Raw genomic sequence first — 26,491 nt, 5'->3', positions numbered from 1 at the left:
AAATATTCATAACGGCCATTTGTTTGCCGACTAAAGCCAGTTATCGATTTGCAAAGCCTATTTAAACATTAGCGAAATTCTTTTCATACATAAAGGGTAATTTCGATTAACCAAAAATATATCCCATGAAAAAAATTATCCTTCTCTCAATTATTAGCGTGAATTTACTAGCACAGACTGGTAACACAGTTAAATACCTTGATAAAAACAAAGTTAAAGCAAGGATTAACACCGTTAACGATAAATTTTGGAACATAAATGGAAATGGTGCAGCGTCTTACGAAGTCCCTGCTGGCAAAGGACGCAACGCAATGTTTGCTAATAGTATTTGGATTGGTGGACTAGATGGCGGAGGTCAATTACATTTAGCTGCCAACACTTACAAACAAAGCGGAACGGATTTTTGGCCAGGTCCTTTAGATACCACCAATGCCAGCACCATTGGCACTCCTAGTACTTCGCTTTATAATAAACTATGGAAAATTGATTGCAATGACATTGCCAACTTTGTAACAGCTTTTAATAATGGCTCTGTTACAGCAAACACTTACACCATTCCAGCTGATATTCTGAACTATCCGGCAAAAGGTATAGGCAATTATCAACGAAACATGGCGCCATTTGTGGATGTAAACAACAATGGTATTTATGATCCTTTTAACGACGGGGATTATCCTATTATTAAAGGACATCAGCAAATTCTATCGATCTATAATGATAATCACACAATACATAGTGAGTCTCAAGGTGTACCGATGGGAATTGAAATTCACGAAAGATCTTATTCCTATTCAGATCCTAATATTGTTGATAGTATGCAGGCGATTAATTACACAACCTTTCATCACTATACTATATATAATAGAAGTCTCACTTCATACCAGCAGGTGTACTTGACAGACTGGTCGGATGTTGATTTAGGCAATTATGGCGATGATTACATTGGATCAGATACCATTAATAATTTTGCCTATTGCTACAATGGTGATTCGGTAGATGAAAACATTTCAGGGGCATTGGGATATGGAAATAAACCACCTGTATCAAGTCTTGTTTTACTTCCAACCAATTGTACTCAGGATGGAATTGATAATAATCATAATGGACAAATAGACGAGTCTGGAGAGCAATTTGACATGGATCTAGTCACTTATTACAACAATAACGTCGGTGCTTTTCCTCCTCAAACCACCAATCCATCCATAGCAACACATTATTATAATTATATGTCAGGCCGATGGAAAGACAATACACCATTCACCTTTGGTGGAAACGGTTATAGTGGTTCTGCTGCAACCAAAATTATGTATCCCGGAGATCCTCAGCTCAATTCAGGCTGGACAGAAACCGCAGTGGGTAATACTCCGGGCGACAGAAGGATTTTATTAAGCAGTGGTCCGTTCGCATTTCCTGCGAGAAGTAAAATTGAGTGGGGTTTTGCCATTGTTTTTAGCCAAGACACAGCAAACGCAGTAAATACAATTACTGAATTCAATCAACGTGTACAGAGAGATGTGAGAAATGTAAAATATTACGATGCAATTCACCAAGGTGTGCAATGTGCGCCGACAACCACTGCAGCAGGCGCCACTGGCATAGCCGAACAAAAATCACAAAAAATGAAAGCTGTTATTTATCCTAACCCAACAAACGGTTTTTTAAATATCCTTTTAAATGAAACTTTACAATTAGCTCAAATACGTTTAATAGACATTTCAGGTAGAACGTTATCAGAATCACTGATTGAAAACAATTCTCAATTTAAACTCGATGTATCTAACGTAGAAAAAGGGATCTATTTTGTTGAAATTACCAGTGGTAATAAAAAACACACTGTGAAAATTATAAAAAATTAATGGTATAAAAAAAGCGTCCTTGAAAATCTCAAAGGACGCTTTTTAATATTGTTAACACCTTAAAGCTTACTTAAAGCAGTGTTCATGCGATTAATTACTTCGTCTTTTCCCATCAAAGCCAACATGTCGAATAATTGTGGGCCACCAGCAACACCAGTAATTAAAACACGTAACAACTGCATGTCTATTTTTCCAACTTCTTTAACCAGTGCTTCAAATGTATCGTGAATCACTTGCGTTTTCCAATCGGTAATACCTTTAAAACAATCTAAAGCTTTTGTAACTAACTCTTTGTTTTGAGGATTCCATTTTTTCGTCATCACTTTTTCATCGTATGCATCTGGCGCGATAAAAATATATTTACCATGATCCCAAAACTCATGTACAAACTGAACTTTCTCTTTAACTAGTTTACAAAACTCAATCATAAAGGCAGCATCACGTTCAAAACCTTTTTCTTTTAGAATAGGTTTGAAAGCTTCTGACAGCTCTTCATCTGATTTTTTACGAAGGTATTGTTGATTAAACCATTTTGCTTTTTCAGGATCAAATTTCGCACCACTTTTGTGTACGCGTTCAAATTCAAAAATTTTACTAAGCTCTTCTACAGTAAAAAGTTCTTCGTTGTTACCTGGATTCCACCCTAAGAGTGCAAGTACGTTTACAAATGCTTCCGGATAATAACCGCTTTCTTTGTAGCCGATATATGGCGTGGCTTCACGTGGATCTTTCCAACTTAATGGAAATACTGGAAAACGCGCTTCACGTTTTGAAATTTTTCCATTTCCATCTGGATTTAAAATCAAAGGTAAATGCGCGAGCTTTGGCATTTCATTTTCTAATCCTAAATACTTGTAAATTAAAATATGGGCTGGTGCACTTGGCAACCATTCTTCGCCACGAACGGCATGCGAAATTTCCATTTCAATATCATCAACAATATGTGCTAAATGGTAAGTCGGCATTCCATCACTCTTTAATAAAACTTTATCGTCTACTTGTGCTGAGTTAACAGTTACCCAACCACGAATTATATCATTAAAACGAATTTCTTCGTTACGTGGTACTTTTAAACGCACCACATACTTTTCACCACTCTCTAATAATTTTTTTACTTCGTCTTCAGGTAATGTTAAAGAATTACGCATGTTTTGGCGTGTAACTGCATTATACTGCGGTGATACCATTTTAGCGGCTTCTAGACGTTTACGCATAGCATCTAATTCTTCCGAAGTATCAAAAGCGTAATAAGCATGACCAGATGCAATTAATTTATCGGCATACTTTTTATAAATTCCTAATTCCTTGCGTTCACTCTGACGGTAAGGCTTGTGAGGTCCATCACCAAAACCAACTCCTTCATTCGGTTCGATTCCGCACCACTTCAGTGCACTCACAATATATTCTTCCGCCCCTTCCACAAAACGTGTTTGATCGGTATCTTCAATTCTTAAAATAAAATCTCCGCCATGCCTTTTGGCAAATAAATAATTAAATAAAGCAGTGCGTACACCACCCATATGCAATCCACCAGTAGGACTGGGTGCAAATCTAACTCTGACACGTTTTTCCATAGTTTGCAAAGATACGGTAATTGTTTTATTTTGGTAGAGATTTATGGCGGAAAAAGATTTTTTTCAAATGGTTTATCAGGTGGTACGACTTATCCCAAAAGGCCGTGTAACCAGCTATGGAGCAATTGCGGCTTATTTGGGCGCTAAAAAATCATCCCGATTAGTAGGTTACGCTATGAATGGTGCGCACCGCGTAAAACCGAAAGTGCCTGCTCACCGCGTTGTAAATCGTAATGGTTTGTTAACCGGCAAACATCATTTTGACACCCCTTTTCAAATGCAGGAACTTCTTGAAAAAGAAAAAATAAAAGTAAAGGATGATAAAATTGAGGGTTTCACAAAACTATTTTGGGATCCCACAAAAGAATTAGGCCTATAGGTGTTTCTGAGTTCTAAAACGACTCGTCTAATTTAAGGGGGATGCCTAGCTAGTTTTGATTAATTTTTATAGCTTAGCTCTTCTTTGTAAATACCCTATCATGAAAAAATTTTACTTCACGTTTGTAGTTGCATTTCTAATCCTTGTAAATGGACTCTATGCACAGTGTTCTCTTTATCCTGTTACACTTTCAAATAAAATAAGTAATAGCTCCTTAGTTATTGAGGGAAAGGTTATTGCCCAACAGTCTTTTTGGAACTCCTCGAAGAACTACATCTACACTTCTAACTTAATTTTGGTTGACAAAGTATTTAAAGGAACGTTATCTAAAGAACGTATTGAAATTATTACAGAAGGTGGAGAAATTGGTTTAAAAAAACAAACGGTAGAGCCTTCTCTTCAATTAAAACCGTACGACGAAGGTGTTTTTATTCTAAATACATTTGAACAAGTTCCAGCGCAATTTGGTGAAGAAGTATTTCAAGCCTATGCAGATGTTCAGGGATTTATAAAGTATGATTCTTTTGACGACGCTGCCTATGAACCTTTTCATAAATATACTTCAATTAATAAAGATTTATATCCAGAACTCGAAAAAGTACTGGGAGTAGATTTACCAAACTATACAAGCTCTTCAAACGGTAAAGGGTACAGCCAGAATACAATAAACTCAGTAACTGGAATCTCGCCTCTCACAATAACAGCGGGAACATCCAGTATTATTACGATAACTGGAACAGGGTTTGGTTCCACACAAAGTACTTCTTTTGTTGAGTTTTATAATGCTGACGATGGCGGTTCTACTTTTATTAAACCCGATATAACACACTATGTATCTTGGAGTAACACACAAATACAAGTAATGGTTCCAACCAGAGCTGGGACTGTTTCAGGAACTGCTGGAACAGGACCTGTGCGCGTAACGGTTGCAGGAAGTCCCACTTTGAGTGCTCAAACACTAACGGTTAACTATGGTGAGCTTAATGTATATTATGGTCCAACCACAACAGTTTATAACACACGGCATGTTGACTTAAATGGAAGTTCAGGAATAACCTGGCAAATGTATACTGGTTTTGATGCCAGCGCAAGTGCGAAAGCTTCCTTTTTAAGATCATTTCAGACTTGGCGCTGCAACACCTATATTAACTGGGTATTAGGTGCGCCTACTACAACAAATGTGATTGCTTCAGATGGAATAAATATTATTCGTTTTGATATAGGAGCAGAATTACCTGTTGGCGTTTTAGGCCGTTGCAGCAGTTATTTCAGTGGTTGCATCACAGGTACAGTGGTGAACTGGTATGTAAGTGAATTGGATATTTGTTTTGACGATGGAACAACCACTTCGATAGCCTGGCAGTTTGGACCAACTTTGGCCACTGGTCTTCAGTATGATTTTGAATCCGTTTCACTTCATGAATTAGGTCACGGACATCAGCTTTCTCATGTCATTAACTCTTCCGATGTGATGCATTATGCATTAAGCAATTCGCAAAATAAACGTAGTTTAATTACTAATAATATTAATGGTGGGAATGATGTTATGAGTCGTAACACCTCACCGGGTGTATGTGGTAAAAGCGCCATGAGTGCATTAACCGCCAGTATTTGTTTAGTAACAGCACCAACTGCCTCCTTTACTATTCCAACAACAGCCTGTGTTGGAGAAACGCTTACTTTAACGGATCTATCAACTGATAGTCCTGCTAGTTGGAGTTGGACAATGTTAGGCGGAAGTCCTTCCTCTTCTACCCTTCAAAACACATCTACAACATTTGCAGCAGCTGGTGTATTTTCAATTTCATTAATAGCTACTAACGGTTTTGGATCATCCGCAACACTTACAAAAACAATTAATATTGTAGGTCAACCAACACTGAGTGTTCCTTCGGCAACTATTTGTTCGAGCTCTTCTACCTTAATGAATGTAATTGGCGCCAGTGGTTATACGTGGAATCCGGGTAATTTATCAGGTGCTTCACAAAATTTAAATCCTGCTTCCACACAAATATATACCATAAACGGCAGTAACGGGACATGTTCCAGCAACACAACTTTTACTATCAGCGTGAATACTACTCCAACATTATCAGCACCAAACGCAACCATTTGTTCAAGCACTTCCACTTTAATAACCGCAAGTGGCGCCAGTTCTTACACTTGGAATCCCGGAGGATTAACTGGTCTCTCGCAAAACCTTAGTCCAACAGCAACGACCGCTTATACAGTAACAGGTAGCAGTAATTCGTGTGCCGCTAGTCCGCTTATTTTTACAATTACCGTAAATACCACACCAACTGTATCGGTGCCTAATGCCACTATTTGTTCTGGAACATCAACGTTTATTACAGCAAGCGGTGCAAGTTCTTATGTTTGGAATCCTGGAGGTTTAACTGGAGCTTCTCAAAATTTAAATCCTGCCTCCACAACAATTTATACAGTTACTGGAACTACTGGCGCATGTACAAACTCTTTATCAATGAGTATTACCGTTAACACCACGCCAACCGTAAGTGTTCCAAATGGTGGAATTTGTTCGGGCAGTTCTACTTTATTAACCGCAAGTAGCGCTTCTTCTTATACTTGGAATCCTGGGAATCTCACTGGAGCTTCGCAGAGTTTAAATCCAGCTTCCACAACAGTTTATACAGTTACTGGTACTATTGGGAGCTGCACAGCGAGCTCAACAACAACACTCAGTGTAACCACAACGCCAACCGTTAGTGTTTCTGATGCAACAATTTGCTCTAGCACATCAACTCTTTTAACAGTAAGTGGCGCAGGTTCTTATGTATGGAATCCGGGCGCTTTAAGCGGAGCGGCTCAAAGTTTAAATCCATCTGGTACAACTGTATACACAGTAGTTGGTACTATTGGTACTTGCACATCGAGTGCTAATTCAACTATCACTGTGAATACAACTCCAACCGTTGCTGTTCCCAACGCCGCAATTTGTTCGGGTAATGCAACATTGGTAACTGCCAGCGGAGCTACCAATTACACATGGATTCCTGGAAATTTAAACGGCACTTCTCAAAGTTTAAATCCTGCATCCACAACAGTTTATACTGTTAACGGATCTATTGGATCTTGCTCAAGCAGCGCTGTAGTTTCTGTGAGTGTAACCACAACGCCAACTGTTAGTGCTTCGGGCGGAAGTATTTGTTTAGGAAATTCCATTTTACTAAACGCAAGTGGTGCTAGCTCTTATACCTGGAATCCTGGGGCGTTAACAGGAGCCTCTCAAAATTTTAGTCCAAGTTCTACAACCATTTATACTGTTACTGGAAATAACGGTAATTGCGCACATAGCAGAACAGTAACAGTTACAGTATTCAGTTTGCCGACCGTGTTTGCTATTGTGAGTCCTACTGTAGTTTGTAGCGGAATAACTGCAACCCTTGCAGCAGGCGGTGCAATGACTTATACATGGACGAATAATATAAACAGTTTTAGTATTACAGGAGCTGCTCCTTCTGTTAGCCCGTCGGTGAGTACTCTATATACTGCTGCTGCTTCAGACGGCACATGTGTAAATACGACTACGGTGTTTCTACTCGTTAATCAAAATCCAACAATTAGTGTTGTCGCCAGTCCTTCAATTTGTTCTGGTTCATCAACCATCTTAACAGCAAGTGGCGCCGATTCTTATATATGGAGCCCAGGCGGTGCTGGAGCAACAAAAACATTAAATCCACTCTCCACAACAATTTACTCTATTTCGGGAACACACACCAGTACTGGCTGTAGCGCAAACGTAAACACTACACTTACAGTTCATCCTAATCCTACAGTTTCAGCCATTTCAACGCCAACAATTATCTGTCCGGGTACTATTGCCATGTTAACTGCAAGCGGAGCTGTAAGTTATAGCTGGAATCCTCCGGGCTTGGTTGCTCCTTCTATATCAGTGTCGCCAACTGCAAACAGTGTTTACACAGTAATTGGTTCTAACGGTTTTTGTACTGGTACAAATACAGTTTCTGTAGCATTAAATGTAGCTCCCACTCTAACTGTTACAAATAACGTTGCTATTTGCTTAGGATCATTCCTAAATACAAGTGCTTACGGAGCGCTAACTTATACATGGAATCCAGGAAATTATGCAACACAAAATGTTACTCTTACGCCTCTTGCAACAACTGTTTATACTGTAACCGGTACTAACGCTCTTGGATGTAATTCTAGTGCGAATCTAACCGTATTCGTATCTCCCTCACCAAGTGCCACTATGAATGTATCTTCCAGTAGTGTGTGTCCAGGTCAATCTCTTACACTTAGCTCAACCGTGAGTGCAACCAGCTACACTTGGAATTTCACATTACCCGGAACACCAACCTTGGCTGTAACACCAACAGTAACAACTATTTACTTTTTAACAGCGCATACCGGTAGTTGCAACGTAACTCTTGCAACAACCGTAACAACTTTTTCCAGTCCTATCGCCAGCCTATCAGGAGTTCCCACTTCATCTATTTGTAGTGGAACTAGTGCAACACTTGTAGCATCGGGTGGGGTGTCTTATACATGGGCGCCCGCCAGCAGCACTGGTAGTACAAATGCCATTTCGCCATTACTTACGAGCCCTTATAACGTGACTGTAAGCAGCGTAAATGGTTGCACAGCCTCTGCTTCGGCAATTGTATCTGTAGCTCCAACGCCCACTATTGTCGCGAACGCCAGTTCCAGTGTAATTTGCACCGGCGCTTCCACCTCACTTACAGCAACAGGAGCAAATTCATATATTTGGACACCTGGATCTGTCACTGGCTCTATTGCAGTCTTCAGTCCGACCACTCCAACATTATACCAAGTGATCGGAACAACTGGACCCTGTACATCGAGTTCCAATATAGTTGTTATTGTAAACCCAAATCCCACCATATCCGCTACAGCGCAACCTTCCACAATTTGTAGCGGAGGTTCAACTTCGCTTATCGCAACAGGTGCATCAACATATAGTTGGAACCCTGGTAATATTTCCGGAAATCCTGTAAGCGTCAGTCCAACCTCTAATACAACTTACTCGGTAACAGGCTATTCTTCCTTTGGTTGTAATGCAACTGGAGTTGTAAATGTTTCTGTTAATCCAATACCAGCCCCGGTAGTCGTTGCTAGTTCTTCAACCATCTGCTCTGGAACTTCTGTTACTCTAAGTGTTTCAGGAGCGGACACTTATTCATGGTCACCTCCAGCATCAAGTACAGGTACTAGCGTAATTGTTTCTCCAAATACTTCAACACTTTATTTAGTTACTGCTTTTAATAGCAATTGCTCTGCCACAACCGCCGCAGTTATTTTAGTTAGTCCTTCGCCAACTGTAACTGTTAGTGGTCAGCCAGGCACAACCATTTGTAGTGGGGACTCCTATACGCTAAATGCGAATGGTGCAATTAGTTATAACTGGATGCCAGGAAATCTATCCGGACCAACCCACGTAGTTAACCCAAATTCAACTACCAATTATAGTGCTACCGGCATTGCTCAAAATGGCTGTAGCAACACTGCTACACTGACGGTTAACGTAGTACCGACACCAAGCCTGTTGGTTACCTCATCGCCATCGCTATTATGTTCTGGCATGACCGCAACATTAATTGCTAGCGGCGCAAGTAATTATACATGGAATCCAGGAAATATAACTACCACAAGTATTAGTATTAGTCCAACAACTACAACGAGTTATACGCTGAGTGGCAACAATGGCACTTGTAGCAGCACCTCTACTCTCATCACTATTAATGTAAATCCGCTTCCAAACATAACTGTATCTGCATCAAACACACTTTTGTGTTTAGGTGATGAGTTCACCCTCACTGCGGATGGCGCAAGCACCTACACTTATTTACCAGGAAATAGCACGTCCAATCCAAGTTCATTTGTGCCGAATGTTAGTACAACTTATACGATAAATGGTAACACAAATGGATGTGAGAATTCTGCTACTATATCTGTATCAGTTTCAATTTGTGAAGGCTTAGGTTCACTCACTAAAAACAATAAAATAAAAATTTATCCTAATCCAGCGAATCGAAATGTAAAATTAGAATTTAGCGAATCATTTACAGGAGAAATTAGCATCTTTAATGCCCTTGGGCAATTAATCCTTCTATTAGAAGAACATGATTCAACTGTTGCGAATATCGATCTCAATGGTTACTCAGTAGGCATTTATATCTTAAAAATCAATAATAACAGAAATGTTCAGATACTTAGACTAATAAAAGAATAACTATAGACTAGTTAGTTATTTCTCTTCAAAGAATGTTGATTTTACGAGCAATTGTCTTCTCTCTATCCTTTAGTAAAACAGTATAGATACCCGGCTTGGCTTGATCGGCAATTTTTATTTTTATACAATTTCTATTTGCTGTACCATAAGATTCTGATTGATAAATTTTTTTGCCTAACTCGTCGAGTATTTCAATTTTTTCAAACGAATAATTATCAAATTGAATCTCGAAATTGCCATCAGAAGGATTTGGGAAAATTTTTAATGAAGTTTTCTTTGGCATATCCACCGAGACAAATTTATAAGCTTTTGTAGTCCCATCAACATCCGTTTGTTTTAAACGGTAATATGAAATGCCTTCAAAAGGATGCGCATCTATTGCAGAATAATTTTTATTTGTGAAACTATTTCCGTTTGTTTTAATGGTGGCTACCTCCTCAAAAAAATGTCCATCGCTTGTTTTTTCGATAGTAAAATAACAATTGTTTTTTTCTGAAGCTGTTATCCAGTTTACTTCTACTTGATCTCCAAGCGGTTTAGCACTAAACTCAGCAAGTTCTATAGGAAGTGGATTTAAGCCGCCTATTTTATTTCCAAGCGCGAATTTACTGAAAGTGATAAAACTGCCCGACGTTATACTTCCTGATACAGCCGCTGAACCCGTGCCACCAATATCAGTCCAACTATTTCCTGCGCCATTTGTTTTTGCAACAGACAGAAAAGAGGGATCTGGCACACCATCGTCGGAGTCATAAAAAAGTGTAACCACTGCGGCTGATAAATTAGGTATCGCCTCTCTGCTAATCTGCCAATATCGCATTAAAGAAACTAAATTCAATGTAGGGGGGAGCGAATAACCCAGAGAATTGGCTGATGTTCCAATTAGTTCTCCATCGTAAATTACTGGTGCCACATCATTATGCGTAACATTTAATATTGCTGGTCTATACGCCCCATTTTTTCCAAGAGGGAAATTCATTGCTGTCGGGCCAGTACTACTTATTCTAAGGCTTATTGGTCCATCTACGTAACTCAAATTATTTCCTAAATTGCATGTCCCTCCGACATCAATTAACAAACTATTTGTGCTGCTTGCACTAATAACACCATTCATCAACATCAAGTTTAACACTATATCAACTGCAGTATTTAGAATGAAATTTCCTGAAATTTTATTTATACAAAGATATTTAATAACCGGTGCAGGAATTTTTGTCGGAGAAAGTCTGTATATGTTCTGTGGTGCTGTTCCATTAATCATAACTGTCCCCGAACCACTTCCGAAAGAAATTACGTTTGTAGATGTTGCTGTTCCACAATCAATATAGATGTCTCCGGTAAATGAATTTAACCCATTGTATGCTACTTCCAATTGAGTAGTGCTTATTCCCCTGTAAAAATGAATTGTTGTGTTGTACGTGTCTGCATTTACATTCGCCATGCGTAATAGTGATGAAGTTGTGTTTTCAATATTTGTTATAGCGCTATTAAACACATTACCCCCTGTACTCAAATTAGAACCACCACCAGATACCTTTTGAAAAGTGCTACTCACACCATTATACGTTGCTCCGTTTAAAAAAATATTAGAGGCGGAAAAAACTACACTTCCATTGAATGTAGCCCCAGGACCTATTCTAAGACCAAGTATGGAACCTGATGATGCCCCAGTCCATAACAGATTAAGTGTTTGTAAAGTTGAACCAAACTGCGTAAAATTTCTAATTTCAAGCCAACCTCTCACAAAACCTTCAGCACCTTCGTAAATCTTAAAACCCGGATATAATTGAGATGTACCACCGCCAATTCCAAAATTAATGTTTCCTCCAGTTGATGAGTTCACTTCAATAGAACCATTAAAAACATTTCCTGAGGAATTATACCCCATGCTGACATCTCCTGTTGAATAATTTTTAAGAATTACAATTGCATTATACGTATCATGTGTTCCTACACCAAATCGCAATGCTCCTGTTCCATTGCTCTCGACCCAAAGAGTATCATTAAAAACATTACCTGTGGAATTACTAATACCCACTCCGGCCTTTTGAAGTAACAAATACCTATCAAACACCGAATTAGTTAGAGTGTAAGTACTGCAACTAATACGGGTCCGACTTTGCAAAGTACTGCTGATTATTGTAGACGATCCTCCGTTTAGTTTAAGATAACCGGAAGTACCAGTGATTAAAGCTCCTGTGAGGATTGATGTTCCTGTAGGGATAAATAAATAGGTTGAAATGTCAAAAGTAGAGTTCGAATTCATTATGAAATTATTTACACTTAAACTCGAACTTAGTGAAGGATAATTGGCAGTCGATCCAGCAATTGTAACATTATCGGCCGATCCAGGCACTCCATTTGGCGTCCAATTTGCAGAATTAGTCCACATATTATCCGTGCTACCATTCCATGTATAGTTTACACACTTAATAGTAAAGCAAGTTAGGCATAGAAAAAAAAGACTTAGATTTTTCATTTAATTTTTGATTCGTTTTGTCGCAATGTTATATCATTGATATGATATTGCACCTTAAAATGGAAGAAAAAAAAGAAAAATAAGGAGTTGTACTTAGAAGTTTTTAAGGATCTGTGCTTACTTTTGCTCGCTCACAATTATACCTTGTTCGATTACCATTTTAGTTAGCGAGACACTATTATTTACGTTTAATTTTTTGAAAATATTATACTTGTGAGATTCAACTGTTTTGGTACTTATACACATGAGTTCTCCAATTTCTTTTGAAGTTCTTCCAGAAATAATATTTTTTATTACATCAAGCTCTCTCATTGTCAATTCACCCGTTTCAATGGAAGTACCAATAGCAGAATAATTCTTAATCAACAAGTGCGAAATAGAAGGGCTCACAAACGGAATGTTGTTATAAACATCTTCAATTGCTTTAAAAAGTTCCTCCTTTCCTGCCGACTTTGTAACAAATCCTTTTGCCCCGGCTTTTATTAACTTATTGATATAATGAAATTCATTATACAGGGATAGGCCAATAATTTTAATCCACGGTGCTATATTTCCTATCATTTGTGTTACTTCAATACAGCTTAAACCCGGCATATTAATTTCCATTAATACGATATCAACTTTATTATTCTTAATAAACTCAACAGTTGAGGCTCCATCACCACATAATCCAACTACTTCAAACGCAGTATTTGATTGCAGCAAAAGTTTCCAGGCCGTTCTTAAAAGCAAATAATCATCTGCTATTACTATTCTAATTTTCGGCAAGCTCATGTTTGCATTCATGTAAATTATTTTTTTTGTCTTTTTTAATATTTACAGTTACGGTGGTACCAATACTCAGTTCACTTTCAATTATTAATTCGGCACCAATTGCATAGGCACGTTTTTTAATGTTAGAAAGCCCATTTCCACGTTTTGCGTTATTTGAGAAACCTTTTCCGTCATCGATAACACTCAACACATAATGATCTCTGTTGCTAATTAATGTAATGCTTGCATTGGTTGCACCTGAGTGTTTGAGTATGTTGCCTACCGACTCTTGTACAATTCGATACAGATGAAGAGAAATTTCGTTACCTGGCCTGAACTCATTTTTTATATCGCGCTCGCTATAAAACACAATTTTTAATCCATTTTTTAATCGCGCATTAGTGCATACTCCGTTTATTGCTTCACAAAGCCCAAAATCAATTAGAACTGCAGGCATTAAATTATGAGAAATGCTTCTAACCTCACTCATCGCCATACGAAGCAATGCCATACAGCTTGAAACCGTCTCCTGGGTTAGTTTATCAGAGGTTTCTTCGATAGTTAATAAATCCATATTTGAAATCGTAGTGGCCAATAACTGACCAACGCTATCATGCAACTCCTCAGAAAATCGTTTCTTTTCTTTTTCTTCAGCAACAATTCCTGCATTAATGGCATAGAAATTATTTTTTTCTATAATTTTTACAATCTTCCGTTGCTTATTTTGAACTTTTTTAGCGAGCTTATTATTTAATGAAATCTGTAACATTAAAAGAAACATCATGATTGCGAAAACGAAAATAACATTGATAAAAAACATACTATTAATGCTTATCTGGTGCATAGCATTCATATTTTTTGATAGTATGAAGTTCAAAAACCAGAAAAGTATACCGCAAATAGGATACAAATAAAGTATAGCCTTCTTCAACGAAGAATAAGTACTGTAGCGAAGTGTCTTATTAAAAATAAACAGAATCAGAAAAACGTACAGAAAAAATCCGCCTTCCTCCCCTTGCGACCGATAATATATTTTATCGAGTGAAACTATTACTATAACAGAAATAATTATTAAAAAACTAGAAGACAAATAAAATTTCTTTAGCCATTTAAAGATTTGCCCAATAGCAGTAGCCAAGGGTAATAATAATTCAACTAGTATTAACCCAATATCCCGTGAAAAAGGCAGGGTTATTACAATTAACAGATATTGAAAAACTATCAGACTATACATTATTCTATTAGTATAAATGATATACTCTCTTTCCTTTTCAGACAGACTTTCACCTGAACTTCCAATTAAAACTAACTTTTCAAATTTAAGGGCGACTAATTTTGTAATCTCTTTCCAACTTATCCTTATACTCATTCTACTTATTTCTATCACTTCGATTATTACTGTAAACTATAAACCCAAAATGCGTATCTAACATTCTGAAATTTCAGATATCTCTTCGGACAGTAATAATAAATTGAATTCAATTTGGAGTGAGCCCTCAAAGAAATTGGAACTCTAAATTCTCTCAACACAATAACACCATCTTAAAGATACGGGCGTAAAATTAGATCGATGCTTTAAAAGAAAAAGTTGATTTAACAGAAGGTGGTTTTAAGTTAACGAAAAGGCCTTGGCAACAAATAAAGAAAAATATCGTAATGCTTATTTCATACGCTACTTTAGAAAGATTATCTCTGTAGACAGTTCATTCAATAGTTCAGCCCTTTTTTTATCTGAAACATCAACACGGTCTCCTGTGCTCATTATAACATATCCGCCATCAGTTTTAGCATATTGAGCAATTTCAGAAAGGTTGACAAAAAAAGACCTGTGAATTCTAAAAAAATTAAAATCCGTAAGAAATTCCTCGTATTCTTTAAGATGCCTGGAACTCATAATCCTGTCACCGTTACGCATGAATATATGAGTATATGGACCTTCTGCTTTCATATATATGATATTTCTTATTTCAACGACAACTGTTGACGTCGCTGCTGCAATAGCAATCTTTTTTTGAGTACTCATTGTTCTTAAATTCTCCAAAAAAAGATTTAACCCGTTTTCTGGAGAACTTCTATTCAAATTGTTGTTCACTTTTTTGATTGCAGCAATTAAATCAACTGGGTCTATAGGTTTTAATAAATAGTCCAAAGCAGCTAATTTGATGGCTCTTAGCGCATAGCGTTCGTGAGCTGTTGTAAATACTACAGAAATGTCTTTCCGTTGTATCTGATTGAGAAGATCAAAACCATTTTCGTTTTGCAACTCCACATCCAAAAAAATAAGTGAAGGATTTGTTTTACGCACAAGAGAAATGCCTTCTGACAAACTCATAGCAATTCCCAAAAGCTTTATTTCAGGAGTGTGTTCTTGTATTAATCCTTTTAAATAATTTGCATTGTTTATTTCATCTTCTATTATTACAGCTGTTATCATTTCAAAACATTTCATTTATTGGTATATTCAATTCCACGCGTGTTCCAGCAGATTCTTCATTCGAATCAACAAGGTCAAAAAAATTAACACTGGATTTATTCTCGTCAACTAAATTTAAACGACTTTTTGTAACTTCCATTCCTAGTGATTGATGATGAAATAACTTCTTACTTTTTATCTCATTTGCTTTTTTCCTACCAATTCCATTATCTTCAATAACACATTTTAGATAAGAATCCATCCTTTTTAAAGTTATATCAAGCTGGGGTTTATAAGATTTTCCTTCTTCACTACAAGTCGACCTTTTATTTTGTAATCCATGCAAAATTGCATTTTCGATAAAGGGTTGTGTAATAAGAGCCGGAATTTCAATATTATCTGCATCAAGATCTTTGTGAACTTTTAAGGAATAACTAAAACAATCTCCAAAACGCATATTCTCAAGTTCTATATACAATTCAAGAATCTGGATTTCTTCAGTTAAAGAAATCATTTTCTTGTTTGAGGATTCTAAGATCATTCGTATAAGTTTTGAAAACTTAGTGAGATATGAAAGCGCTTTCTCCTTTTGAGACGTTCTAACCAATTCTAACCCAGAGTTTAATGAGTTAAAAATAAAGTGTGGATTCATTTGAGCCTGCAAGGCTTTTATTTCAGAATCCTTCACCAGCAACTTATAAGCCAGTTCCCTTTTCCTTTTTACTATAACAGTACGGAAATAAATTGCACTAAAAGTCGTGAATAAAACAAAAACGATTAAGACAAAAACAATGACGGTGTATTGTTGTTTTTGAATAAATAAAGCTTTTTGTATTTCTTTTTCCGCCTCCTGTTCCTGTCCCAGAATTCTCTCCTTTTCGTCAAACTCATATTGAAATTGTCGTCTTATATTTTCCTTCTTTGCGTACTCGTTTTGTATGCTATCATGCATTTTTGAACTTAACTCAGACATTTCATAGGCTGCCAGATAATTGTTTACTGTTTGATACAATTTTTTTAGCGCCCTTGAAGAATGAAGTATGTCTTCAGAAGATCCAGATTCAGCTGCCAATTTTAATGACTTCTTTGTATAAAAAATTGCTAATGAATAATTTTTTTTATCCGTGTAAAATCGACCTATATTAAACAGTGAAAATATGATTCCCTTCACGTAGGCCGATTGTTCCGATATTTCCAATCCTTCATTAAAGTTAAAAATTGCCTTTTCGAAATTGCCCTTGTTTAGAAAAATAAGTCCAATGTTATTGAGTAAAAGGGCTTTACTAGGCTTATTGCCAAGTCTATCTTGTAACACTAAACTTTTCTCATAAGAATATAAAGCCTTGAGTGTGTCGCCCATTTTATAATACACAACCGCAATATTATTATATGTTATTGCCTCCCCTTCCTCATTTTTTGATTCCCTATGTTTTACGAGACTAGATTGAAAATATTCAAGAGCCTTATCTTCATTTTTTTGTTGGGAGTATATTCGTCCAACATTACTAAGTGTTATAGCAATACCATAATTGTTTTTAAGAAGATTATTTAGTCTCAGGCTTTTATGATAATATTCAATACTCTTCGTAATGTTTCCCTGATTTTCATATACTCCCCCAATATTATTATAGGATTCTGCTATTCCCAACGTGTCGCCAATTTCCTCCCTCAATGTTAGGCTTTTACGGTAGTTTTCGAGTGCTTTGAAACTATTGGACTTGCTTGTCTGACATATGAAACCTTCTCCATTAAAGGCGTCCGCCAAACATGATTTAAAAAATCTGATTTTACTTCTATCAAGAGTTTTGGATTTAAGATTGGCTTCACTAATTTTTTTAAGTTCGGCATTATATCCTTCCCACTCACCCTCAGGAGCATATTCTGTCAAAATTAGAAGAACACTGCACCGGGACGAATCCAGCGCATTTGCCTGTGAAAACTGATTTAGAATTTTTTTAAGCGAATCTACATTTTGTGAGTATCCAGAAAACCAACAACACAACACCAAAACTGGAACAATTTTAAATTTCATTCTACACAATTATCAACTTTAGAAAGCCACATATCAAACAGAGGCAATATTAAATATTTTACTTATACTACTTCTTTTCCTGCACAAAATTAGCAACACTTTTTATAGCTTCATCAAATGTTGTTTGACCCTTTATGTATTGATCCCAATACGATTTACAAGCCTCTACACTTACTTTAAAATCTGGAAACTTGTCCTCAAACTTCATTTGAACATAAAAAGGCACAACTTTTTTAGCTTCGGTCGAAAACTGATTATCGAATACATAACCCGTTGTGTAAAAAATTATGGTATGCCATAAGTTGACAGTTTTTTTTATGTCTTTACCCTTTGTAAGCTCAGCTATTTTTATCTGTACCTCATCTACTAAAAAATGGGAAGTTTCATGAAACACAACTTCTGTCGCTAAGTCACCATTATTAGAACCATGTTTGCTTGCGAATATAATATGCGCAAAACTATCCTTGTAACTGCAAGCTCCCGCCCAGGTTGCGTAGCAAGTAAGATCCACAACAATTTTTGAACTCGGCAATTGTGTTTGGTAAATTCTTTCTAATTCAGGAACAACAGTTAGTTCTTGCTTAACTAATTCATTTTTATGCGCGTTTATCCAGGCTTTGTTATCAGCTTCAATTTCCTTCCAATACAATTTATTGAAATAAGGTTGGAAGACTTTTAGTCGTGCTGTTGCTGCGGCTTGCCAACCCGATTTCGCTTCAATATCCAGACTTAACTTATCAGAAAAATCGCGCATCAAACTATCAAACAAAAAATCTTTACTTATAAGTGAATCTCTGTAAAACATTAGAACAGGTTTTAGGATAGACAGATCTTCGGGCTTTAATAATTTCAATTTATCTTTAAAAGAATAATATGCTAGTGAATCATCCGAAACCTTTTTATACTTGCATCCCATAGCTCTATTGTATAAATATGCATGAGCATTGAGTTGCGCGTTACTTTGAAAACTATAATACTTAGTTTCCAAAAGAACATTGTTTTGAGAATAAGCGGAACTAAAAATAATTCCAATTGCAAATAAACTTAAAATATTTTTTTTCATACTACACAATTTAAAAAATGTTCCCCGTTTTTTGAGGGAGCATTTTAGTTTTAATAATCTAAATTACCATAATCTAATTTTCGGCCTCTGATATAAAGTATCAGTCGTAAAACCAAGATTAAGAATGGAATATACATAGCTGCTGTTGGCAGATCAAAGTGTTTTAAAATAATAACTGATTTACGCTTTAAGCGTTCTGCAATTAAGTACATAGAAGGAATTAATAACAGCGTTAAAATAGTTGCGAAAATTAATCCGAAAATCATTGTCCAGCTTAATGGTCCCCAAAACACAACACTGTCGCCACCAAAAAAGATGTGCGGATTTAAATGTGTGAATAATGTTTCGAAATTAATATTCAAACCCACTGCCAGCGGAATCAAACCTAACACAGCGGCAATCGCTGTTAATATAACTGGAGTCATACGTGTCCGTCCTGCTTCCACGGTAGCATCATACAAGTTCATTCCGCCTTCACGCGCAAACTCGGCAAACTCGACCAGGAGAATACCATTCCGCACCACAATTCCGCCAAGCGCAATAATACCCACTCCGGTCATAATAATACTCATATCCATTTTAAAAACGGCCACACCAAGAAGCACACCAATAATACTAAATAGAATCTCTGATAGAATAATGAGTGGTTTTCCTAATGAATTAAATAGACCAACCAACACTAATAACATCAAACCAATAGCTATCATCATTGCTCTACCCAGAAAAGCCATTGTTTCTGCCTGTTCTTCATCTTGTCCGGCAAACTTAACATTCACAGCACCCGTTGCTTGGTAGCCTTTCATGATATTTTTTACTTTTGCGGCAACCTCATTTGCGTTATACCCCTCTTTTACGTCTGCAGATAAAGTAATTAATCGTGTATTATTTTTCCGTTTAATACCAGCATAAGTGTAATCATAGCGAATATCAGATACCGCTGAAATTGGCACACTACGTATTGCTCCACCCATATTCATATCACGGTAGGTGATTTTTAAGTTTCTGATTGTTTCAATATCTCTACGCTGATTGTATTCAAAACGAAGGTTTACAGGATATTCATCATCAACGTCTCTAAATTTCGTCGCCTCGTTACCATATACAGCACTTCGTATTTCCATTGCAACCTGCGAGGTAGAAAGACCTTCACGTTGAGCGCGTTCACGATCGATGTCAAAAACAATTTCAGGTTTATTACTTACAAAATCTGATTTTAGATTATCAACACCTTCCACTTTTGCTTTCTTAAGAAAAGTTTCAAACGCATCCGCATTCTCAACCAATTCCTGAAAATCATCGCCAGAAACTTCAACGGTAATTGGTTTAGCTTGTGGCGGACCAGATTGTTCTTTATTTACTGCAATTTCCGCCCCAGGCAATTCCCAGTTCAAACCTTGGAGTTTTGTTAGATATTCTGATGTAGACTTACCATGACGTTTTTCAAACTCAACAAAATTAATCGCGATCTTTCCTTTATTTGGATAAGAATTTTGATCCCCATCCTGTGGATCTGTTACACCAATAGTTACATTAGAAATCATAGATTCAACTACCGGATCGTTTTCATCAATTACACTATAAACTTTACTTTCAACTTTGCGCATCATTTCATTTGTAACTGCTGGATCTGTTCCTTCTGGCAATTTTACATAAACATATACGTTGTTTGGATCACCTTGCGGAAAAAATACAACTGACGGACTACGCACTACAAAAAAGAAAATAGAGAAAAAGAACAATCCAACTACTGCAGCCACAGGTCTCCATGGTTTACGCAAACACCACTCTAATACTTTTACGTATGCATTAACAAAGTTAGGCCATATTTTAAATTGCCAAGCTTCTATTGCTTTGTACAACCACAATCTATGCAACACTAAAAAGAAAGCAAGAAAAACAATAAAATTACCTATCCCTATACTACCACTTAAATAACTGAATAATGCTAAAACACCGTACAGTAATAATTGCATTCTTGCCTTTTTATTTAGCTTACCATAGTTTGCTTGCTCTTCTTCGTGCGACTTCATAAAGTCTACCGCAAAAACCGGATTAATAATATAGGCAACGAATAACGATGCGAGTAACGAAATGATTAAAGTAATAGGAAGAAAGTACATGAATTTTCCAATGATACCAGACCAAAAAGCTAAAGGAATAAACGGCGCTAAGGTTGTAATGGTTCCTGAAAGTACAGGTAAGAACACTTCACCTGCAGCCATTTTAGCAGCAGTCTTGATATCGCGTTTACCGTTTGCAAATAATCGATGTGTGTTTTCTATTACAACAATCGCATCATCCACCACAATACCCAGCGCGAGTAAAAATGCAAAGAGTACAATCATATTAAATGAGAAGCCGATACTCGGCATAATCATAAAGGCAATAAACATAGAAAGCGGAACCGAAAGTGCCACAAAAAGTGCATTCGTAACGCCCATAAAAAACATTAATACAATGGTTACCAAAATAAATCCGATAATAATTGTATTGATAAGTTCTTGAAGAGTCGTTTTAGTTTTAGCACTTTGGTCGCCACTTACAGTAATATCAAGCCCTTTAGGGAAATCTGTTTTTTCCATTTGAGCAATGATTCCCTTAATCTTATCAGCAGCATCAATTAAATTTTCACCCGAGCGTTTAATAATATTAAGTGTAATTACATTTTTACCTTTTTTACTAGAGTAACTTTCCTTTTCTTTAAACCCATCTTTTACTTCAGCAATATCTCTTAAGAAAAGTTTAGCGCCTGAAGCAGATGAAATAATAATATTTTCAAGTTCTTTAGGATCTTTAAACTCACCTTTAATACTTAAAGTTGGTTTCATACCTTCGAGTGGCACATTACCACCGGTGATGGAAAGATTTTCTCTTGAAATAGCGCTTGAAATATCATAAAATGTTAGTTGCGCAGCTTGCATTTTATAGGCATCAATATTTACCTGAATCTCGCGATCGAGCGCACCAACTATTTTTACTTCGTTAATTTCCTTTAGACCTTCGATTCTGTCTTGTAAATCTTCAGCGTATTTTTTTAATTGCTTTAAATCGTAATTACCGGCAACGTTTATGTACATAATAGGGATTTCAGAAAAAGCAATTTCCTTAATCATTGGTTCCTTTGTTAAAGTTTGAGGCATATCAGCGCGTGCTTCGTCCACAGCGTCTTTCACTTTTTGTTTTGCAACCTCTACCTTTACATCGGTCCTAAATTCTACCACAATTACAGAAACGTCTTGTAAAGAAGTACTGTTAAACTTTTTTACACCAGAAATCGATTTTAATCTCTTTTCTATCGGTTTTGTAATCGTATTTTCAATATTAGTAGGAGAGTTTCCACCATTAACTGTACTGATGAATATAGTTGGAACCGTTATGTCTGGGAAATTTTCTTTTGGCAAAGAATTGTAGGACATTATACCTGCAATACAAATAAAGATGGTAATCAAATAGACAGTCATTTTGTTGTCTATTGCCCAACTGGACGGTTTGAATTCTTTTATTTTATCTAACATGATTTAAATTTTTGTATTAAACGTTTTGGTTTAATAATCTTAATTACTTTTTTGCGTTTATTTTTGTGCCATCATTAACAAGGTCATACCCTTGAGTAATCATTAAATCACCCTCCTTTAAACCGGTAAGTATTTCTGCAACACCATTGTATTCGCGTCCAACTGTAACCATTTTTTGCACTGCAACACCATTTGCACTTACCATGACATAACTTGCATCTGAGGTTTTCTGAATAAATTTAACCGGCACAACAATTACTGGTTTCGCTGATTGGTAATCGTTTATTTTTAATTTAGCGACAGTATTTGGATGAAATTCTTTCTTTCCATTTAATAATACCTCAACAGCAAAAGTTCTGGTTAATGCATTTATTCCACGAGATGCGTAGTTAATTTTAGATATTACTGTGTCGTTCATATCTGGAAACATTACCAATACTTCATTATTATTTTTTACACGTGAAGCGTAAGTTTCAGCGACATCGGCTTTTACTTTTAAATTAGAAAAATTAACCACATTAATTACACCGTAACCGGGTGCAACCGCTTGACCAATCTTAAGATTTACTAGGTCAACCGTTCCATCAATTGGAGATATTATTTTTGTCATACGCAATTGCTCTTGAAGCGCAGAAATTTTCAACTCTAAACTTTCTTTTGTGTTTTTACTTTGTAGGTATTGAATTTCAGTTCCGATTTTTTGCTCCCATAAATTCTTTTGTTTTTCAAATACTTGCTTTGATAACTCCAAATTTACTTGAAGATCTGCCAATTGTTGTAGCATCGCGCGCGCATCTGTTTCGGCAAGAATTTGCCCCTTAGTAACGCGATCACCCGCTTTTACATTAATTTTTGTCACCGTTCCTGGCATTTCTGTTGCCAAAGAAACACTTTCTTCCGCATCTACTCTTCCTTGTACTTCTATATAAGATTTAAAGGTTACTGGCATAAGCGGCTTTACTACAACATCCGTAAGCTTTTCAGCTGCAGTAGTATCCGTTTTTGCTTCTTCTTCTTCTAAGGCTAAAATTTTTGTTTCTAAGCTTGCCCTTTCTTTTTTCAATTTTTCAAGTTCTGCTTTTTTATCAGAAACGCCACCACCGCAGGCAACCAATAGGATTGTTACAGCCAGTATGAGTAGAGAATTTTTATTCATGATTTTGTTTTTTAGAGTGTTGTTATATTTTTTATTATTGGATTTCATTGTATACGTTTTATTAATCTATAATCGGTTTTATTTAACTAAGGTTCCGGTTGCTTTTTGATAGTCGATCTTAGCGATTATCATATCATACACTGCATTTAGGTAGTTGGTCTGAGATTCTTTCAATGAAGTTTCTGCGTTAATAATTTCAATATTATTTCCAACACCACCCTGATACTTTTTTTGCGCAGTTTCATAAACGTGATCCGCTAATTCCATATTTCGTTTTTGCGAAAGCATACTCGAATATGCATTATTGTAAGAAATACCAGCTACACTAGCCTCCAACTCAGCGCCCATCTGAATTGTTTTAAGCGTATTTTGATTCTTTAATGAAGTTATTTTAGCTTGTTGTATTTTGTAATGACGCTGTAACCCATCAAATACATTTACATTCAGCGTAACACCAATTAATGCAATCTTATACCATTGTTTTTGTTTTGTTGGATCATTTTTATCCGTTGAAAAAGTCAACGAGTTCCTTTGTGTATTATACTGATAAGAACCATAAGCTGCCAATGTTGGCAAGTATCCCCACTTAAGTCGTTTTACATCTATATCCAACAAAGTCTGTTGTGCCTGTAATAATTTAAAATCCGGCCGCTGTGTAACGTCAATATTATTTGAGGATAATTCTGCTTGTTCTTTTTCAATCTGCAAACTATCTGTCAAAACAATTGTTTCATTAATTCCATATCCCATTTGAAATTTTAACGCCGATTCAGTTAAACCAATTAGTTTAACTGTCTTTTCTTTTTCAGTTACAAGATTATTGTACTGAACTTCTAGCCTTTCAACATCAATAAGTTCAGCAAAACCTTGTTCGTTAAGCGCTTTGGTATCGTCAAAAATTTTCTTCAACTTACTTATATTTGCAGTGAGTAACTTAATGCGTTCCTTACTAATAAGTACCATATAATATGCCTTTGCGACTTGAGAAGTTAAATCTGCTTTACTTCTGGCAACGGATATTTTAGAAAGATTCATAAATTCTTTCGATGCCTTTAAGCCGAATATATAATCACTACTAAAGATTAATTGAGAAAAACTTAAACCAGCTGTTGAATTGTATTTTGTTCCAAACTTAACTGCTTGATAGGCATCGGCAGGTGCCGTTTTATCAAAAGCTTGCAGAGGAAGTAAAGAGGTCGGCAATTCTAAGTAGTCCTTTAAATCAATGCTACCATTAATTTGAGGGAGACCAAGTCCGGTAATTTCTCTTCGCTTGTAATCAGCACTTTTTAAATCCAATTCCGCGTTCAAATAATTTGGACTATGCTTAAGCGAATAATCAATCGCCTCCTGCAAGCTAAAGCTTGTTTTATTGTCTTGTGATTTTGTTTGATGCACCATTACCATCAGGGTAAGAATTAATGCATATTTTGTAATGTGTTTCATAGGTATTGCTTTATTCTTCTTCGTTTATTTTTTTATAATTATTAAATAATTTGTGTCCTTTTATTGTGCAGATCCCAAAAACAAAAATATCCAACACCAACGTGTTGGTTTTTGCAAAACTTACTCTTTCAAAACTGAAATAATTCCCAAACATTAGCATGTCTATTTGTGCCATTCGTAATCGCGAAGCAAATTCCACATCCAAATCAGCGCGGTAAACGCCTAACTCAATTCCTTTTTTAATATTTGTCAGTACGTTTTTATAAGCGCAATTTTCTTTGAATGATTGAAATCTTTGAAAGCCTGTTGGGTAAAATTTTTGTAAATCGAGGAAAAACATGGGGTTAATGTTTTGCATCATCGTCATCATCATTTCAGAAATTAACATTATTTCATGAATGGGATCTTTAGCCGATTTGTTCATTTCATCAAAATGACGCTCTTGCTCAAGCAACTGAATATTGCAAAGCTGATTTACTAAATCATCCTTCTCCTTGTAAAATTGATAGATCGTTTTCTTAGACATACCAAGCTCTTTGGCAATATCATCCATGGTAATATGCTTTATTCCATATTTAAAAAATAACCCTAATGCTGTTTTTAATATTTTTTCTTGTGGCTCCATTTTTATTAATTCGGCCACAAAACTACGGAAACTTTAATTGTCTTGCAAGTTTCCGTTAAAAATTATTCTTTTTTTGCATCTTTACATCCGATGGAGGGGCTAAAAGCTACAAGATGGAAACGTTTTTTGCGTTTTCTAAGCAAAAAATACCGTCTCGTTATATTAAATGACGCGACTTTTGGGGAAAAAGTCTCTGTGCGCTTAACGCCCTATGGCCTAATTATTGGCATGCTGGCAATCACCATTGTTATGACCAGTTTTGTTATTAGTATTGTAGCTTTTACGTCTTTAAGAGAGTACATTCCTGGTTATGGAGATATTGCGGAGAGAAAACAAATTCTTGAACTAAATATTAAGGCCGATTCTCTTGAACAAGCACTAGGCTCACACGACGTTTATTTGAATGCTGTACTAAAGGCAGTTGATGAAAAAATTGAAACAAAAACCCAAAAACCGAAAAAAGACACCACCGGCAAGTTTGCTAAAGTAAATACAAAACCGAGTTCTACAGATATCCAGTTTCGGGAAGAATATGAACAAAATAAGAGCAATACCTCAACTGGTATAGCAAAGTTAAAGTACACTGGTTTAACGGAAGCCGTTTTCTTTACGCCTGTAAAAGGACTTATTACGGAGTCTTTCGATATTAACGAGGAACATTTTGGAGTAGATATTGTTACCAAACAACATGAAACAATAAAAACAACGCTCGATGGAACCATTATTTTTACTGGTTTTTCTGCCGGAGATGGTAATGTAGTACAAGTTCAACACCCCAATAACCTCATAAGTATTTATAAGCACTGTTCTTCGTTTTTGAAAACTACTGGAGATCGGGTAAAATCTGGTGAAGCCATCGCTATAGTCGGAAACAGCGGCGAAAAAAGTCATGGTCCGCATTTGCATTTTGAACTTTGGTTTAATGGTTCTCCTATAAATCCACAAGATTTTGTGGCTTTTTAAGC

At 36.3% G+C, this 26,491-nt stretch carries 15 protein-coding genes; 4 read left to right on the top strand and 11 right to left on the bottom strand.

The window, feature by feature from the left end:
• The first annotated feature begins 125 nt into the window (after nt 1-125).
• Nucleotides 126-1,856 carry a T9SS type A sorting domain-containing protein gene (locus tag P2086_RS07625; protein WP_317899855.1) on the top strand — a complete coding sequence of 577 codons (1,731 nt, stop codon included), beginning with the start codon at nt 126-128 and terminating at the stop codon, nt 1,854-1,856.
• 59 nt (nt 1,857-1,915) lie between these two features.
• Here P2086_RS07625 and gltX read toward each other — a convergent pair whose 3' ends face one another.
• On the bottom strand, nt 1,916-3,430 hold the full coding sequence (gltX, locus tag P2086_RS07620) for a glutamate--tRNA ligase (protein ID WP_317899854.1): 1,515 nt from the start codon (nt 3,428-3,430) through the stop codon (nt 1,916-1,918).
• Nucleotides 3,431-3,473: 43 nt separating this feature from the next.
• Here gltX and P2086_RS07615 point away from each other — a divergent pair, with 43 nt between their 5' ends.
• Entirely contained in the window at nt 3,474-3,809 is a 336-nt protein-coding gene (locus tag P2086_RS07615; RefSeq protein ID WP_317899853.1) for an MGMT family protein, read from the top strand.
• Nucleotides 3,810-3,909: 100 nt separating this feature from the next.
• Nucleotides 3,910-10,044 carry a T9SS type A sorting domain-containing protein gene (locus P2086_RS07610; RefSeq protein WP_317899852.1) on the top strand — a complete coding sequence of 2,045 codons (6,135 nt, stop codon included), beginning with the start codon at nt 3,910-3,912 and terminating at the stop codon, nt 10,042-10,044.
• Between the two features lie 25 nt (nt 10,045-10,069).
• On the opposite strand, the gene P2086_RS07605 is transcribed toward P2086_RS07610, so the two are convergent.
• The 10 genes from P2086_RS07605 to P2086_RS07560 form a co-directional block, all read right to left on the bottom strand.
• Nucleotides 10,070-12,523: a T9SS type A sorting domain-containing protein gene (locus P2086_RS07605; RefSeq protein ID WP_317899851.1), complete on the bottom strand. Its 2,454-nt coding sequence runs from the start codon at nt 12,521-12,523 to the stop codon at nt 10,070-10,072.
• Between the two features lie 117 nt (nt 12,524-12,640).
• Complete coding sequence (locus tag P2086_RS07600; protein ID WP_317899850.1) at nt 12,641-13,309, bottom strand: response regulator; 669 nt, start codon at nt 13,307-13,309, stop codon at nt 12,641-12,643.
• Entirely contained in the window at nt 13,278-14,645 is a 1,368-nt protein-coding gene (locus P2086_RS07595) for a sensor histidine kinase (protein ID WP_317899849.1), read from the bottom strand. Before P2086_RS07595 ends, P2086_RS07600 begins: the two co-directional genes overlap by 32 nt.
• Nucleotides 14,646-14,948: 303 nt before the next feature.
• Entirely contained in the window at nt 14,949-15,710 is a 762-nt protein-coding gene (locus tag P2086_RS07590) for a LytR/AlgR family response regulator transcription factor (protein WP_317899848.1), read from the bottom strand.
• A gap of 1 nt (nt 15,711) precedes the next feature.
• Nucleotides 15,712-17,721: a tetratricopeptide repeat-containing sensor histidine kinase gene (locus P2086_RS07585; protein WP_317899847.1), complete on the bottom strand. Its 2,010-nt coding sequence runs from the start codon at nt 17,719-17,721 to the stop codon at nt 15,712-15,714.
• A 67-nt stretch (nt 17,722-17,788) separates the two neighbouring features.
• On the bottom strand, nt 17,789-18,784 hold the full coding sequence (locus P2086_RS07580) for a hypothetical protein (protein WP_317899846.1): 996 nt from the start codon (nt 18,782-18,784) through the stop codon (nt 17,789-17,791).
• Between the two features lie 50 nt (nt 18,785-18,834).
• Complete coding sequence (locus tag P2086_RS07575; protein WP_317899845.1) at nt 18,835-22,299, bottom strand: efflux RND transporter permease subunit; 3,465 nt, start codon at nt 22,297-22,299, stop codon at nt 18,835-18,837.
• Nucleotides 22,300-22,342: 43 nt separating this feature from the next.
• Nucleotides 22,343-23,455, bottom strand: a complete 1,113-nt coding sequence (locus P2086_RS07570) for an efflux RND transporter periplasmic adaptor subunit (RefSeq protein ID WP_317899844.1) — start codon at nt 23,453-23,455, stop codon at nt 22,343-22,345.
• A 78-nt stretch (nt 23,456-23,533) separates the two neighbouring features.
• Entirely contained in the window at nt 23,534-24,901 is a 1,368-nt protein-coding gene (locus P2086_RS07565) for a TolC family protein (protein WP_317899843.1), read from the bottom strand.
• A gap of 10 nt (nt 24,902-24,911) precedes the next feature.
• Complete coding sequence (locus P2086_RS07560) at nt 24,912-25,526, bottom strand: TetR/AcrR family transcriptional regulator (RefSeq protein WP_317899842.1); 615 nt, start codon at nt 25,524-25,526, stop codon at nt 24,912-24,914.
• Nucleotides 25,527-25,616: 90 nt separating this feature from the next.
• Here P2086_RS07560 and P2086_RS07555 point away from each other — a divergent pair, with 90 nt between their 5' ends.
• Nucleotides 25,617-26,489: a M23 family metallopeptidase gene (locus P2086_RS07555; protein ID WP_317899841.1), complete on the top strand. Its 873-nt coding sequence runs from the start codon at nt 25,617-25,619 to the stop codon at nt 26,487-26,489.
• The last annotated feature ends 2 nt before the right edge of the window (nt 26,490-26,491 follow it).

Origin of the sequence: Aurantibacillus circumpalustris (assembly GCF_029625215.1) — a bacterium.
In the GTDB taxonomy this organism is placed as follows: Bacteria; Bacteroidota; Bacteroidia; order B-17B0; family Aurantibacillaceae; genus Aurantibacillus; species Aurantibacillus circumpalustris.
The sequence above is the reverse complement of the archived record's forward strand: the minus strand, read 5'-3'. Positions and strand labels throughout refer to the sequence as shown.